Below are 13020 nucleotides of genomic sequence, written 5' to 3' on the forward strand. Positions count from 1 at the left end.
TCGATTGACCCCCATCGAGTTCGAGACCACCATGAAGCCCGCCACGGCCCTCGCGGCATGAAACCCGACTGTCACCTATCCGTGCAGCAGTCCCGTTTGTGCTGATCGGTACTTCACCGGATCCCGTGGCTGACGGCGTGCTCCTCGATGGTCAAGTCGTGCAATACATCGCCGAGGTCGCGGTGGCGTGCCGCGCCCCGGAAGGAGAGCGTTCAGATGCCGAAGTACGCCCCCAACAAGATTTCGAGCTCGGTGAAGAGGCGGTACTTCGAGCTGCTCCGCGAGGGCCACAAGGGTGCAGCGGCAGCACGCCTGGTCGGGGTCTCGACCACCTGTATTACCGTCGGCTGCGAGGTGGATTTTGGTGGTCAGTCCGCCGCGGGACCGGCCGAGGGCATGGTCGCGCGGCTCGCCTGCCGGGCCCCTTTTGGCGGGCCCCGGCGGCGTGCTGGTGGGCGCGGACGATCGTGGAGTCCACCGCCACGACCCATTCCAGGTCGTCTCAGAACGCCGTTCCCCTGCCTCCCGGCCTGGCCATGCTGGCGATCGCCAGGCGGTGGGTCCCGGTGTCAAGAGTTTGATGCCGAGCGAGGATCTTGAGGCGTAGGTACGATAGTTCCAGCGGCTACCCGGGGGTGTTGGACATGGCCCCAACCCCATACGAGATCGTGCTCTCCGCGGCAGCTCTGCGAGCAGTCCTCCCCCTTCCTCAGAAGGAGAAGGATGACTTGGCCGATTCCTTGCGAGTAGAGCTAGACAACGGGCCGAACAGCGACAAAGAGTATGCCTTCGAGTATCTAGGACACGTCTACACTGCGACACCTCTTAGCGTCGCGGCTGTAGCAGTGCATAGACGCATGTCGCCCGAAGAACTTGAACGGCTAAGGAAGCAAGAGCATCGCAAGGTCAGTGCGCTCGGTTTCTATGTTCAGGACATCTTGCCTTGGGACTCGGCCTTCTCGCATGGTCATCCTTTTTGACTACTCGTTGAGCGTGCAACATCTTCCCTGTTGCTAATGCGCCTGGCCTGGTTTGGGCGAAGTTGCTGTAGGCGCCGGGCTCGGGGAAGGTGATGGTGTCGACGTCTGCGTGGGCCGAACCGGCGTCACTGCGGCAGGCTTTGGCGGATTGGCAGCGTAGGCGAAAGTCAGGACACCAGCGGCTACGACAGCTGCGGCATAAGCAAGTTGTCGGCGCAGCGCGTTGAAGCTCTCCTGTGCGAGGTAGTAGTTTGCGTATTCAACAACAGTTCCGGCAGCCTCCCTGAGGGGCGCCGACTGTTGGGCGAGCTCCGACTCGGGATTGGTTCGGGACGCCGCGTTGGCCTCCAGTAGGCGACTGTACAGATCTGAGAGAGAGTCGGCGACATGTCCATAGAGCTCGTCCTGGTAGACGGTGAACCGTTCGTTGAGACGCTCGAGCGCTGCGCGCCGTTGCTGATCACGACTGGAGTCTCGGAGCCGCTTTTCAAATCTCTCGACTTCCAACTGTGCGAGAGTGACCCATTCATCCGTAAGCAGTTGACTCGCACGTAAAATCATGTAGCCGATACCGATGAGCGAGGCTGCCAGTCCGATACCTGCGGCGATAAGCCTGGGCCAGTCATCCGCTCCTAGGGAACCGAGGCTCGTCAGCTGGAGGCCTGCCACTAGGGCACCCCCTACCCCGGCGGCAGCGGTGAGTAGCCATCGGGTGGTGGTGCGAAGGTTCTGGGTAGCTCCTGCGTAGCTGGCCGCCGGAGTCGCTGCTGCTGGCGTTGGCTGCGGTGATGCGGAAGACATGGTCTCCGGTCCCTAACCCCGTGAGAAGCCGCGCCGCCGAGAGCTAAGTGCCCCAGCAACTACCTGTCATCCCTCTATCAGACCCGACCGCACGCAAATCCGGCACCCGTGTGGGTCCAAATGGGGCAGATCTTTTCCACCTTTGGTTGATGAAAAGGCCGGTGCAGCCGTCGGAATCGACGGCTGCACCGGCCTTTTCATCAACCAAAGGGCTTTCCAGCGTCCGAACGCTCGGTGGTGAGCGGGGTGACCTCCCCGGCCCTGATTTCCTTCTCGCTGAGCGAGATGTTGTAGAGAACTCGTGAAATGTTCTCTTCAATGAGGAACCCCACGAGCTGCGAGGTGACGGGCACCAGGATGCCTATCAACACTCGATCGTGGGTCAGTGCCAGAGTATGCCCGGCTTCACCAGCTGCCTGGATAAGCCCGCCGGACAAGTCGCCCACGCGAACGATGCGCGGTGCTGCTGCGGCCTCACCGAGCTCATCCGCTGTCCCGAGCACCGCTGCGCCGAAATCCTTGAGCAGGGCTGGGGGCAATGTCTGAAGCACGGAAGCGGGTAGCGCGAATCCTTCGGGTGCTTCGCCGGTTGCGGCCACCTGTGCCTGGCCAGCTGGTTGCTGCGCGGAATGCTCCGCGCCGCTGACGGCCTCAGCGAGTGAAGCATCGAGTGTGGCCATCGGCTGATCGCTCGCGATCTGCTTCTCGCTCTCGGCAAGGCTCTGCTGGAGGCGTGAGCTGTTGTATTCGATCAGGTGCTCGACCCAATTCTGAGTGAGGGGGACGATCACACCGATCAATGCCCCATAGTTCTGGATCCCCACGAGCTCCCCGGCGCGCGCGTACTTCTCCAGCGTTGAACCGCGCACGTCTCGGATGCTGATCACCTTCATGAGTTCTATCTCCAGCGTCCATAACCGTCGACACTTGTCGACATCTGTCGACAGTACGCCGCTGGAGTCTCCTGCGCAAGCGAACGCACGGTTGCCGTGCCTGCCTGGCGGTGGGGCGAGCCGGTGAAATCCCTCGGAGCCCGGGGCTTCGTCGCTATCAGTGCTGGTCAGGGCCCTGGGGGGTGCCCCTGCCCAGTCGGCCCATCGTGCTCGGCTTGGGCCACGTCACTGCGGTCGGGCAGTCGCTCACGTGGCTGCGGAGATGGCGGACTCCTACACCGCGGCCGGTTTGCTGGTTCGCGGCCGGGGGTGAGACAGGCCTGCGCGACCGGGCCAGTCGGCCGTCCGGCCGCCGCACCGGAACGCCCCTCGGGTGAAGGAACGAGTGTGCCGCTTGTGGACGGAGTGGAAGCTGAGGCGACCCGCATCGGCCCCATTCTGAGTCTGGCGCCCTCCACGGTGCACCGGATCCTCACCCGGCACGGCCGGAATCGGTGGCCTTTACGACCGCCCCACCGGCCAGATCATCCGCCGCTACGAACGTAGCCAGCCCGGCGAACTGGTCACATCGCGTGAAGATCGGTCGGATCCCTGACGGCGGAGGCTGGTGCCTCGACAGCTGTGCCGCCTGCCCTGCCCCATGGCCTTGTCACCAGAAGGTGTTCCTCGTCGGAGCCGAGGGCCTCTATTCGAATATTCGATGCTGGCCCGGTGTGCAGGACCAGACCCGCGGGTGTGGCCCGGCTCGATGGCCAGAGCCTGAACGTCGTCGCCCGAAGCCGCCACGCCGCTGGATGGAGGGCGGCATTAGCTGGAGGCGGTCCTCGCGGCACGCACAATGCTCGATGGCGGGCCGATTATCCCCGAGGCTGGCGACCGTTGTTCGGCTCACCTTGCGGCGTTGCTGCTCTGGGCGGGCGTGAGCGCTGCGAGGTCGAAGTCGCGTTTGAGCTTGTTTCCTTCTCTCCAGTCCAGGGCTTTGTCGTGTTGGAGGCGGCCGACGACGATGCCGGGGGCGATGCCGACTTGTGCTGCGAAACGCTGGATGTGGGTGAAGGGTTTGGGGCGTCGGCGCAGGGTTTCGTAGGCCGCTTCGTACTCGGGTGGGATGAGGGCGTGGGCGGCGAAGTTGTTGGCTTCTTCCTCGGCGGTGGTAGTGCCCTTGAGCGGGTCGTCGTCGAGGAAGGTCAGGCGTTTGCCGTGAAGGAGGACGTGCCCGATCTCGTGGAAGACGGTGAACCAGAAGCGGTCGTCCTTTTTGTAGCGGTCGGTTAGGGCGATCATGGCTTTGTCCGGGGTGAGCCAGCGGGTTGCGCCGGACAGGTGGGTGTTTTTGAAGGCGGGCGAGAAGATCACGGCGACTCCTGCCTGTGAGCACAGCGCGGGTAGCTGTGTGATCCACAGTTCGGGCTCTTGTGCGCTCAGGGCGCGGATGCTCGGTAGCAGGTCGTACAGCGCTTCGCGGCGGTATGGCTTGCACGTGCGGTGGCGGGCTTCGAGTACGGACAGTCGTAGCCAGGCGTAGGTGGCGTACTGGTCCGGCGTGGTCGAGGTGGAGCGGCGGAAGGCGGCACTGTATCCGCGCCATAGGTCTTCTGCGACAGGTGGGCTGGCGACGCCGAAGAACTGAAGGAGCCGCTGGAGATTGGCGACTGTCCTATCCCGGTTGGGCAGGACCCCGCGAGCGGCGAGGTCGGCGAGCGGGAAGTTGTCGAGCCATCCGGTCTGACTGGCGAGTTTTTCGCGCTCTTGCTCCAGGAGCACCTGGGTGCGCCAGGCGGCTTCCAGGGTGTTCCACACGGTGGCAGGGACGTCCGTGATGCGTTCGAGCAGCAGCGCGGTCTCCGGGCTGAGGACCGCTGCGCCTTGGACGATCTGGTTGATGTGCTTGGTCGACAGGCCGGTGCGTCGGGCTAGGTCGGCCTGGGAGATGCCGAGCTCTTCCAGGGTCTCCTTGAGGGTTTCCCCGGGGGGCGACACGGTCTGGGGCGCGTACTCGAGCGGTGCGGCGCCGGGAGTCATCGGGATGCCTCTCTCCTGAGGGAAGGGGGCGGGCGGGGAGCGGGTCACGAGGTGAGGGTGATGGCGGTGATGATGATGGCGCGGACGGCGTACTCGTCGAGCTGCCCGTCCGGTCGTAGGGGGGACGGGTCGTCGCGAGGGCGTACGAGCAGGTCGGCGGTTGCTCCCAGGGAGATCAGCAGGTGGCCGTCGTTTTTCGGGCCGGGGCGAAGGCGCGCGGCGGGGAGCTGACGGAGCTCGGCCAGGTGGGTGACGGCGGAAATCTCTCCCAGGCGCCGGCGGATTATCGAGGCCAGTGCTGGGCCGTACCGGTCTCGCCTGGCCGCGTCGTCGTTGCAGGTCCAGGCCAGCTCGCCGTCCTTGAAGAGGACCTTCAAGCACCCTCCCCGGAGTTACTTGCGTTTACCTCTTGGGTGCATGGTACCCTCTCGATCAAGGTTTAAGTTGTATGCACCTCCTGGGTGCATACAACTTTGTGTAACTGCAAGAGAGGAGGGGCAGCCATGACCGTGGCGGACACCCCAGACAAGGACTCCGAGCACAAGACGGTGACAATCACGGTGGACGGTGAGCCGGTTGCCGGCGTGCCGAAGCGCACCGCGCCGAACGCGATCCTGCAGCTGGCCGATATCGACCCGGGCACGCACTACCTGGTCCGGATCCGCGGTCGGCACCAGGAGCCGTTCAACGACAGTGGGGACGAGGAGATCACCGTGCGCGAACGGGAGACGTTCGTGTCGGTGTCCACCGGACCGACCCCGATCGCATGACCGGGCCGATGCCGCCGCTGGGGCCTGCGGGAATGATCGCAGGCCTCCGTGAGGCCGGTTACACCGTCGAGCAGAGGGACGGGTTCGTCGTCTTCGACTACACCGTCGAGGTCGGCACCCATGCGGGCCGGTCCGTCCGGATCGCCCTGGAACAGGTGCCGGACTGGCCGCTGTCCGCCCCGCACGGCCCCCATGTCAGCCCGCGCCTGGGCCACCCGCATGGCGCCGTTCATCCCTCCGGACTCGGTGATGAGTGGGAGCACTGGAGCCGCCCGCCGGCCGACTGGGCATCCGACCGGACCGTGCGCGGATACCTGCGACATCTGCGCACGCTGTTCGCCCAGTTCGAGAGCGGACCAGCCGAATGATTGGCCACTTCTCGGCCGCGATGACCACCGAGGTCGCGCACCGTCTCGAAGAACACCTGCAGCGTGCAGACGGGCAGGAGGACTGCTGCTTCCTGCTGTGGCGGCCCAGCAGCGGCGCCCACCGCACCACCGCCCTGGTCACCGAGCTCGTCCTCCCCGAGGACGGCGAGCGGATCCTGCACGGCACCGTCGACTTCACCAGCGCCTACTTCTTGCGCGCCGCGGGCATCGCAGCCGAGCACGGCTACGGCCTCGGCTTCATCCACTCCCACCCCGCCGGGCGCGGCTGGCAGCGCCTGAACGACATCGACGACGCGGCCGAGGAAGCCTTCGCCGCCCAGACCCAGGTCCTCACCGGCCGCCCGCTGCTCGGCATGACCTTCGCCGGCACCGACGCCAGCTACGGCGCGCGCATCTGGCAGCGGCACGTTGCGCGTCGCTATACCTCGACCGAGGCGGAGACTGTCCGGGTCGTCGGTGAACGTCTTGCCGTCACCTTCAACGACCGGCTCGTCCCTGTACCGCCTGCAAGCAACACCCAGCAGCGCACCGTTTCGGCCTGGGGCTCCAAGACCCAGAGCGACCTTGCCCGGTTGCACGTCGGCGTAATCGGAACCGGATCGGTCGGCATGCTCGTCGTCGAAGCTCTGGCCCGCACCGGCATCCAATGCCTGAGCCTCTTCGACTTCGACACCGTTGAGCACGTCAATCTCGATCGGCTGCTGCAAGCCACCGCCCGCGACGCGCAACTGCACCGGGCCAAAGTGTATCTCGCTGCTCGTGCTGCCCGCCGCGCCGCCACCGCCGCCAGCATCCGGGTCACTCCCTATGAGATGAGTGTGGTCGAGCCCGACGGGTTCGCCGCTGCGGCCGATTGCGACGTGCTGTTCTCCTGCGTCGACCGGCCCTGGCCTCGCGCTGTCCTGAACTTTCTCGCCTACGCCCACCTGATCCCGGTCGTCGACGCAGGCGTGGCCGTTGACGCCCGCGGCGGACGGCTGCGCGGCGCCGAGTGGCGCGCCCATATCGCCGCTCCCGGACGCGCATGCCTGGAATGTCTCCGGCAATACGACCCCGCGCAGGTCACCGCCGAACGCGACGGATCCCTCGACAATCCTGCTTACATCCGCGACCTGCCCGAAACCCACCCGATGCGCCGCAACGAGAACGTCTTCGTCTTCTCAGCAGCAGCCGCCTCCGCGCAGCTCATCCAGTTCCTCACCATGACCACCGCCCCGGGTGGTAACGCGGACACCGGCGCCCATCTCTACCACCTGGCCACCGGCACCCTCGACCGCCGCCAAGACGGCTGCAACACGGGCTGCCTCTACGACACCGCACTGCGCCCCCTCGGCGACGACGCGAACATCTCCATGACCGGCCAGCACCACGCCGCCGAACAGACCCGCACCGCGCGCAGCCGCGCCGCCCGCCGCTGGTCGGTACGGGTACGACGAGCCGTGGACGATATTGTGTGGCGCCTGCGGTGACGCCCCCGTCCGCTGGCTGGTCCGAGGCCAGGGCCCGCTACGGCGATCAGGAGGCACCGACTGACGCGTTGTCCGAGTCTTGCTCCAATCCCGAAGCCGCGCTCCAGCAGCTATGCCCATTCGATGCCGAGTTCGCGCAGCATGGTGATGCGTTCTGCAGCGAGGCTGGCGCGGCGGGTTTTGGTGTTGGAGAGCCAGATGCCGAGCCGGATTGGGGTGCCGTCGGGCAGGGGCTCGACGTGGGCCCTGGGGACGTGCACATGCCCGGTCCGGTCTTTGAAGTGCTTCAGGGCGGTGATGCCGCGGGTGAAAGCGTCTGTGTGCGTGCGCCCCGCTGGCGCCGCCTTCTCCGCCCCGGTCCGTACGGCTGGTTCGACGCCGAGCTGCGCCAGGCGGTGCTGCTGATCGTCCGTCAGCTGCATCCAACTAGTGCGTTGTCGGGCCAGCCACTGTCCGAGGTCTTCTCCGCAGTAAGTGACGCCGGGGAGGAGTTCGGCGAGGGTGGCTCCGCCGTCCAGGCACATACGCAACGTGGCGTACATACGCTGCCAGTCCAGGGGCCAGGGGCAGTTCCAGTCGGGGTCGATCCCGGCGAGTTGCCGGGCGCGTTCGGCGGCACGAGTGGGGTCTTTCCCCAGGCCCCCGGGTTTGCGCAGGTTCGCGATGATCACGCCTACGGGTTTGCCTTCGGCGACGGCCGAGCGGGGCGGGGCGAGATGGCCGTGGGTTGCCTTGTAGGAGCGGAGGGCGTCCAGGTTCTCCTGCCACGCCAGCTCGGGTGCGGACCAGATCATGCCGAGCTCCTCCAGCTGTCCGATCCGCCACTGGGCGAGCGTGCCGGCCCGATAAGCGCGCCGCTGCTCCGAGACCCAGCCGCCGAGGGGGAAGACGCCTGCGCCGTAGGGGATCTTGGTGTCGAGGGGGACTCGGGCGTGGCCGTGCTCGGCATGCCATTTCCGTAGCGCGTTGAGGCCGGCGAGCCAGACGCGGGACTCGGGCCGGATGACGCGGGTGCGCACGAACTGGGCGATGAGTTCTGGGTCGCGGGGGGTGGCGAACCGCAGAAGCGGCCGTTCCTCCCGCTTCGCGCCGGGCTCGCCTTCCCCGGTGTGGACGGGGGATTCGGGTCGGCTGCGGCTGGTGGCCTGCCGGGCGGCGAGCTGCTCGACGAGCTCTTCATCGTGCGCGCGCAGGCCCTCCAGGACAGCCACCAGCGGTGCATACGAGGCGGAGGCCAGCATGTCCTGGGGGTCTTCGCCGGGGGCGATGAAGACGGGGACGATCAGCCGCGCGACCTTGCCCTCGCCGGGCTCCTGGCGTAGCGCGCGGCCCACCGCCTGGACGATGTCGATGGCCGAGCCGCGCACGTCGGCGAAGAAGACGGCGTCGACCCCGCGTGTGCCGCGGATGTCGACGCCTTCGCCGAGGACCTTCACGTTCGACAAAACCGCCCGGTTGACCGCGATGCCGGTGGCGTCGATGCCGTTGGCGAACTGGTCAAGCACTGCGCGCCGGTGCTCCGCTTCGTGGTCACCGCACAGCCAGTCGGCCCACACTCGGTGCGGCGGCATGTGCTCGACCGGGTCGGCCTCCCACAACCGCGCCGCGGTCTGCGGCAGCTTGGCGGCGAAGGCCATCGCTTCGATGACACGGTGGTGGAAGCTGATGATCGTGGACAGGTTCTCGGCGGCGGCGTGGGCCAGCAGCGCGGCCTGGAGGGCCGCCAGCCGCCGCCCCCGGGCCTCCTCACTCCCGGGATCCTCCCCAGGGCCGGCGCCCTCGACGTCGTGGATCTCCAGCACGTCGATCTCGAACCGGGCCAGGATCTCCCGATCGATACTCTCGGTGAGCGAGAGCGTGAAGCAACGGTTTCCGTAGACGGCGGGATCATCCATGCTTGCGACCAACTGCCCCACGCCCGGCCGCCCAGCACCCTCTGCAGCCTCTTCCACGCCCTCCCTCGGCCCGGCGGGCCCTAGTGCACTGGCGCGGTCTCCGGGCTCCCACAGCCGCGGCGTGGCCGTCAGATACAGTCGCCGCGCGGCACGGATCCGCGCGTTGTCGTGGACCGCGGTCCACGACACCCGCTCCTCCTCCGCCTCCCGCGCTGAGTCCTGGAGGTAGCCGCTGGTGCGGTGCGCCTCATCGATCACGGCGAGCCCGAAGGGCTGGAGGATCTGCCCGTACGCCCCCTGGTGGGCCTTCTCCAACACCCCCAGGGACGCATAGGTAGCGAACACCGTCACCGGGCCCGACCCTGCCCAGAGAGCGAGCCGAGTGGGGATCGTGGTGCACCGCACCCCGGCCGCCTCCAGCACCGCATCCCGCCCCAAGGAACAGACGGCCACCGCCGGGCCACGGTGCCCGGCAGCCCGCCACGCCAACACCGTCTGCGTCAGCAAGTCCAGCGTCGGCACCAGGACCAAGATCCTCCCCTGCGGCTCCAGCCGCTGCGCCGCCTTCGCCGCAATGATCGTCTTCCCTGATCCGGTAGCGGCCACTGCAGTGGTCCGCAGCCCCTCCGGCGGCATCTCAGGATGTGCAGAGAATTCGAGAGCACGAACAATCGAATCCACTGCCTCAATCTGATGCGGCCGAAGAACAATCCCACTCATTCTCTCACCCCCTTTCCTACAATCCGGACACACCGCCGCACTAGGCCCTGTCCGGTCGATCTTGGCGAATCAGCCCTTGGCGTCCGGCGCGCCGTGTCGGACGCCGCGGGCCTTTCCTGGCAATCCTCTTTGCTCACCGCACCAACAGCACAGCTAGGCCGGGAGGGAGAAGCCCTCGGGCGGCGCGCCCTCGACGAACAGCATCCCCACCCGAGCCTTGCCCTCTCGTATCTCCCGGGCCCGCCGGTACTCGGGGGAGTCGTACCACTCCCGGATCCGGTCCATGTCGGGAAACTCGATGACCACGAACCGGGAGGAGTCCCAGGTGCCTTCGACGGGCTTGGGCGTGGAGCCCGCGACCAGGTAACGGCCGCCGTAGCTGAGGATGGACTTCTGGGCCACGGATGCGTAGGCCAGGCCAGCCTCCTCGTCGAGCATATCGACGTTGACGATGACGTAGGCGGGCATGGGATTCCCCGTTCCGTTGGACACGGCGTGTACTGATGTCACGGTAGAGACTATTGACCACCGCTGCCCTGCTCGGCAGCGCGGGCACCGCCGCCTGGCAGTAGAGGCGTGTCCGCTCACCGCCGTGGAGCGTTGACCGGAGCATGGCGGGGCGGGGAGATCTGACCGACGAGCAGTGGCAGCGACTTGAGCCGCTGCTGCCAGTGAGTAACGACCGGTGCGGCCGGTGGCGGGACCACCGTCAGGTGATCAACGGGATACTCCATCGGGTGCGGACCGGGGTGCCGTGGCGGGACCTGCCGGAACGGTTCGGTCCCTGGAAGACGGTGTATGAGCGCCACCGGTTGTGGTCGGCCGAGGGCACCTGGGAGCGTTTGCTCCAGCGGGCCCTGGCTGCCGCCGACGCCGAAGGCGGCATCGACTGGGACATCTCGGTGGACTCCACGGTGATGCGCGCCCACCAAGACGCGGCCGGCGCCCGCAGGACACCACCCCAGGCTCCCGGCGCCACAAAGGGGGCACCCATGCCCGAACATCAGGGCGAAAGGCGGTGGTTGAGCCTGAGGGGCCGCCTGGCGGCGGTGGAGCGGCGGGCGAGGGCCTGGGGCGCTCGCGCGGCGGTTTCACCACCAAGCTGCATCTGAGCGCGGACGGAACTTGTCGGCCCTTGTCCTTGATCATCACCCCGGGACAGCGAGCTGACTGCACACAGTTCGAGCCGGTCATGAACAAGATCCGGGTTCCACGGACCGGCCTGGGCCGTCCGCGTCGGCGCCCAGACAGCGTCAGCGCGGATAAGGCATACAGCAACCGCACCATCCGCGCCTACCTGCGACGTCGCGGTATCCGACACGTGATCCCGGAGAAGATGGACCACAAGAACGCTCGACTGCGCAGGGGTTCACGAGGCGGCAGACCTCCGGGCTTTGATCGCGAGCGGTACAAAAAGCGCAACACCGTGGAACGGGCCATCAATAAGCTCAGGGCATTCCGGGCCGTCGCCAGCCGCTACGACAAACGCGGCTACGTCTTCCTCGGCACCGTCACCGTCGCAGCCCTGGTCATCTGGCTCCGCACGTGATCGCCCGGACACGCTCTAGACAAAGCATAGTCTTTCGCATTCCTCATTCCATCCGACAACAGCCAGGCCGCCCGGCCCACTACACCGTGGACGAGAGCGACGGTCAGCTCGCCGCACCGCTCCAGGCCCTCGCCCGGGCAAAGCAGCCAGCACCGACTCCCGCCCCGGAGCATGTAGTCGACCTCCAGCCGACGGCGAGATCGGCCAATAGCTCCTCAAGGCCCCACCCGGAGCAGCCGGCACCGCCGCGCCACACCCTCGGCCCAACTGGACAGGACAGAGACCCCAGGCCAAGGTCATGACTGTGACCTCGCCACTTGATGTGACGGTGCGCCCGTACACGGCAGCCGACGAACCTGCTGTCTTGGAACTGGTCAATGCCGACCGGATACCCGGCCAGCCTGCCGCATCCTCGGCAATGCTCGCTGAGGCTCTGAACGGCCGCTCACGGGTCGATGCGAGCTGGTGGCAGGATCTAGAAACACCGCAGACGCAGGTAGCCGTAAATGCTGCTGGAAATGTGGTGGGAGTCATTTCCTATGCGATCCGCCCCAAAGATAGGGAGGGGCTGATTCTGTGGCTGCATTGCCGGGAATCCCCAACAGTGGCTGATGCGCTGGTTTCTGACGCACTCACCTACTTCGGCCCGCGCACGGTGCATGCTTTCCATATCGCCTCGGCCCTGACCATGGGACTGGAGGCGCTGCCGGTACGTCACCGGCCTGTCACTCACGATGCGTTGAACCGCGCCGGATTCTCCGGCTTGGACCTGTGGCGCTACATGCGCGCCGACCTCCCCGCACGAGGATTGCCCCAGCTGACTGCCGTCACGATCGGACCGAGCACGGACGACAAGGACGCGCAACGGCTGGAGGTGCGCGAGCGCGGCAAGACAATCGCGGAAGCCGTCGTCGGCCGACCCGTGGAGGGGATCGGGGTGCTCTGGTGGATCGAAGTCCAACCCAGCGCGCGCGGGCGGGGGCTGGGCCGCGCAATGCTTGGCACCGCAATGGAACATCTGGCAACGCTCGGCGCGGCAGAGGTGGTCCTCTACGTAGACGATGACGCTCCGCCAGGAAACGAGCGAGACCGGACCGCCGCCAACTCCCTGTACGAATCTGCGGGATTCTTGGAAGTCGACCGGTTGTATTCCTACACACGCCACTCGAAAGGCGAGCGGTAATCTGACGATCCCTTCGGATGGGGAATTATCGACTCTTTCTCAGGTCGGTTTATGCCAGCCACCGGTGCGCATGATCCGCCGTGCCGGTGGGGGCCTCTGAATCCAGAGCCTACCCAGATTCATTTTGAAGCATACACACCCGGTCCTCGAACGGCCCGCTGTCCGTACCTGCCAGACAACCCGTCACCCTTCCTCTCCTTGCCAGCCTCGGGCCCGCGCAGCGGGCCCGATTGGCCGGAGCGAAGCGGAGGCCTGCCCGGCGGAGCCGGGCTCGGATGCCGCGAAGCGGCATCCGACGCTTCGTCAATGAGCCTGCGCAGCAGGCTCATTGTGCTCGGCGGAGCCGAGC

General features: G+C 66.7%; 10 protein-coding genes and 3 pseudogenes. 6 read left to right on the forward strand and 7 right to left on the reverse strand.

The window, feature by feature from the left end; genetic code table 11:
• Window positions 1-351 precede the first annotated feature (351 nt).
• From ABZW18_RS32765 to ABZW18_RS32775, 3 genes and pseudogenes are all read right to left on the reverse strand, one after another.
• A pseudogene (locus tag ABZW18_RS32765) lies at window positions 352-499 on the reverse strand (IS5/IS1182 family transposase); the annotation flags it as partial.
• Between the two features lie 514 nt (window positions 500-1013).
• Window positions 1014-1649 (reverse strand): hypothetical protein, encoded by a 636-nt coding sequence (locus ABZW18_RS32770; RefSeq protein WP_356194683.1) that lies wholly within the window; start codon window positions 1647-1649, stop codon window positions 1014-1016.
• 332 nt (window positions 1650-1981) lie between these two features.
• Window positions 1982-2674 carry a hypothetical protein gene (locus tag ABZW18_RS32775; RefSeq protein WP_356194685.1) on the reverse strand — a complete coding sequence of 231 codons (693 nt, stop codon included), beginning with the start codon at window positions 2672-2674 and terminating at the stop codon, window positions 1982-1984.
• 373 nt (window positions 2675-3047) lie between these two features.
• Between ABZW18_RS32775 and ABZW18_RS32780 the strand changes: the two are divergent.
• A pseudogene (locus tag ABZW18_RS32780) lies at window positions 3048-3279 on the forward strand (IS481 family transposase); the annotation flags it as partial.
• Between the two features lie 283 nt (window positions 3280-3562).
• Here ABZW18_RS32780 and ABZW18_RS32785 read toward each other — a convergent pair.
• Window positions 3563-4744 carry an ImmA/IrrE family metallo-endopeptidase gene (locus ABZW18_RS32785; RefSeq protein WP_356194688.1) on the reverse strand — a complete coding sequence of 394 codons (1182 nt, stop codon included), beginning with the start codon at window positions 4742-4744 and terminating at the stop codon, window positions 3563-3565.
• Entirely contained in the window at window positions 4741-5073 is a 333-nt protein-coding gene (locus ABZW18_RS32790) for a hypothetical protein (protein WP_356194691.1), read from the reverse strand. The genes ABZW18_RS32785 and ABZW18_RS32790 overlap by 4 nt, the downstream gene beginning before the upstream one ends.
• Window positions 5074-5199: 126 nt before the next feature.
• Here ABZW18_RS32790 and ABZW18_RS32795 point away from each other — a divergent pair, with 126 nt between their 5' ends.
• Genes ABZW18_RS32795 through ABZW18_RS32805 form a run of 3 tightly spaced genes read left to right on the forward strand, consistent with a single transcriptional unit; the run spans window position 5200 to window position 7324 of the window.
• Window positions 5200-5466: a hypothetical protein gene (locus ABZW18_RS32795; RefSeq protein ID WP_356194693.1), complete on the forward strand. Its 267-nt coding sequence runs from the start codon at window positions 5200-5202 to the stop codon at window positions 5464-5466.
• Entirely contained in the window at window positions 5463-5834 is a 372-nt protein-coding gene (locus ABZW18_RS32800; protein ID WP_356194696.1) for a hypothetical protein, read from the forward strand. Before ABZW18_RS32795 ends, ABZW18_RS32800 begins: the two co-directional genes overlap by 4 nt.
• Complete coding sequence (locus ABZW18_RS32805) at window positions 5831-7324, forward strand: ThiF family adenylyltransferase (RefSeq protein ID WP_356194699.1); 1494 nt, start codon at window positions 5831-5833, stop codon at window positions 7322-7324. The genes ABZW18_RS32800 and ABZW18_RS32805 overlap by 4 nt, the downstream gene beginning before the upstream one ends.
• 110 nt (window positions 7325-7434) lie before the next feature.
• On the opposite strand, the gene ABZW18_RS32810 is transcribed toward ABZW18_RS32805, so the two are convergent.
• Both ABZW18_RS32810 and ABZW18_RS32815 read right to left on the reverse strand, forming a co-directional pair.
• Window positions 7435-9939 carry a Helicase associated domain protein gene (locus tag ABZW18_RS32810; protein ID WP_356194701.1) on the reverse strand — a complete coding sequence of 835 codons (2505 nt, stop codon included), beginning with the start codon at window positions 9937-9939 and terminating at the stop codon, window positions 7435-7437.
• A 153-nt stretch (window positions 9940-10092) separates the two neighbouring features.
• Complete coding sequence (locus tag ABZW18_RS32815; protein WP_356194703.1) at window positions 10093-10449, reverse strand: DUF1330 domain-containing protein; 357 nt, start codon at window positions 10447-10449, stop codon at window positions 10093-10095.
• A 101-nt stretch (window positions 10450-10550) separates the two neighbouring features.
• Here ABZW18_RS32815 and ABZW18_RS32820 point away from each other — a divergent pair.
• A pseudogene (locus ABZW18_RS32820) lies at window positions 10551-11488 on the forward strand (IS5 family transposase).
• Window positions 11489-11792: 304 nt separating this feature from the next.
• Window positions 11793-12671: an N-acetyltransferase gene (locus ABZW18_RS32825; RefSeq protein WP_356194705.1), complete on the forward strand. Its 879-nt coding sequence runs from the start codon at window positions 11793-11795 to the stop codon at window positions 12669-12671.
• The last annotated feature ends 349 nt before the right edge of the window (window positions 12672-13020 follow it).

The organism is Streptomyces sp. NPDC004647, from assembly GCF_040609575.1.
In the GTDB taxonomy this organism is placed as follows: domain Bacteria; phylum Actinomycetota; class Actinomycetes; order Streptomycetales; family Streptomycetaceae; genus Streptomyces.